This is a genomic window from Tepidamorphus sp. 3E244 (assembly GCF_046159835.1).
Taxonomy (GTDB): domain Bacteria; phylum Pseudomonadota; class Alphaproteobacteria; order Rhizobiales; family Tepidamorphaceae; genus JACKJK01.
Genome location: NZ_JBJXCY010000005.1, coordinates 1 through 1,922 on the forward strand (window position 1 = coordinate 1; position 1,922 = coordinate 1,922).

1 protein-coding gene is annotated in these 1,922 nt (G+C 58.8%); it reads left to right on the plus strand.

From position 1 onward, the window contains the following. Positions 1 to 1,722 (plus strand): TAT-dependent nitrous-oxide reductase (nosZ, locus tag ACKTEK_RS15970; RefSeq protein WP_409166317.1); only part of this gene is annotated, 1,722 nt, incomplete at its 5' end. Positions 1,723 to 1,922: the final 200 nt, after the last annotated feature.

The window sequence follows — 1,922 nt, forward strand, 5'->3', positions numbered from 1 at the left end:
TCGGGCCAGACGGGCGAACTGCGCATTCTCGGCTTCCCGTCCATGCGCGAACTGATGCGTGTGCCGGTGTTCAACCGCTGCTCGGCAACCGGCTGGGGTCAGACCAACGAAAGCCTGAAGGTTCTGACTGAGGGCCTACTGCCTGAAACCAAAGCCTTCCTCGCCGCACGCGGCATGAAGACCTACGATAACGGCGATCTCCACCATCCCCACATGTCATTCACCGACGGCACCTACGATGGCCGCTACCTGTTCATGAACGACAAGGCCAACACGCGCGTTGCCCGCGTGCGTTGCGACGTGATGAAATGCGACAAGATCATCGAGATCCCGAACGCGCATGACATCCACGGGATGCGTCCGCAGAAGTACCCCCGCACAGGCTACATCTTTGCCAATGGCGAGCACGAAGCACCGCTGGTCAATGATGGCTCTATTCTCGACGATCCGTCGAAGTACACCAACATCTTCACGGCAATCGACGGCGACGAGATGAAGGTCGCATGGCAGGTCATGGTGTCTGGCAACCTCGACAACACCGACTGCGATTATCAGGGCAAATATGCCTTCTCCACCTCCTATAACTCGGAGATGGGCATGAACCTGGCGGAGATGACCGAGAACGAACTCGATCACGTCGTCGTCTTCAACCTGAAGGAAATCGAAGCCGGCGTGGCGTCAGGTGATGTGCGGATGCTGAACGGTGTCCCGGTCATCGACGGGCGCAAGGGCAGCAACAAGAAATACACCCGCTACATCCCGATCCCCAACAGCCCTCACGGCATCAATACCGCGCCGGACAAGCAGCATGTCGTGGTCAATGGCAAGCTGTCACCGACTGTCTCAATCATCGACGTCACGAAACTGGACGCACTCTTCGAGGAAGATGCCGATCCGCGTTCGGCCGTCGTCGGCGAACCGGAACTCGGTCTCGGGCCCTTGCACACCGCCTACGATGGAAAAGGAAATGCTTTCACAACGCTGTTCCTCGACAGCCAGGTGGTGAAATGGAACATCGACAAGGCGATCCGCAAGTTTGCTGGTGAGGATGTCGATCCGATCATCTCCAAGGTCGATGTGCACTATCAGCCCGGGCACAACTCCACCTCCATGGGCGAAACTGTCGATGCCGATGGCGCGTGGCTGATCTCGATGAACAAGTTCTCCAAGGACCGGTTCCTCAACACCGGCCCGCTGAAGCCGGAGAACGAACAACTCATCGACATCTCGTCAGACGAAATGAAGGTGGTTCACGACGGCCCGACCTTTGCCGAGCCGCATGACAGCATCATCGTGCGCTCCGACATCGTGAAGCCGGTGAACCTGTGGACGCGTGACGACCCGACTTTTGCCGATGCTGTCGATCAGGCCAAAGCCGATGGCGTGGATCTCGTATCCGATGACACGGTCATTCGCGACGGCAACAAGGTCCGCGTCTACATGACATCTTATGCACCGCAGTTCGGGCTGGAGAAATTCACGGTCAAACAGGGCGACGAGGTGACGGTCTATGTCACCAACATCGACGACATTGACGATGTGACCCACGGCTTCTGCCTGTCCAACTATGGCATCGCGATGGAAGTCGCACCGCAAGCCACTGCGTCGATCACCTTCACCGCAGATCGTCCGGGCGTGCACTGGTTCTACTGTCAGTGGTTCTGCCACGCGCTCCACATGGAGATGCGCGGCCGCATGCTGGTCGAACCGCGCGGGGCATAAGGAGAATCTCCGATGCAAGGGGTCGCACGCGCCATAACCTGCCTGCTATGTCTTTACGTAGGTATGGGCACTGTCTCAGCCGCCGACATCAAGGTCGCGGCGGGCGGCAGCGAACTGGCACACGCGATTGCTTCAGCACAATCCGGAGACCGGCTGCTACTGGCTGCCGGCCTCCACTCAGGCCCCGTCCTCGTCGACAA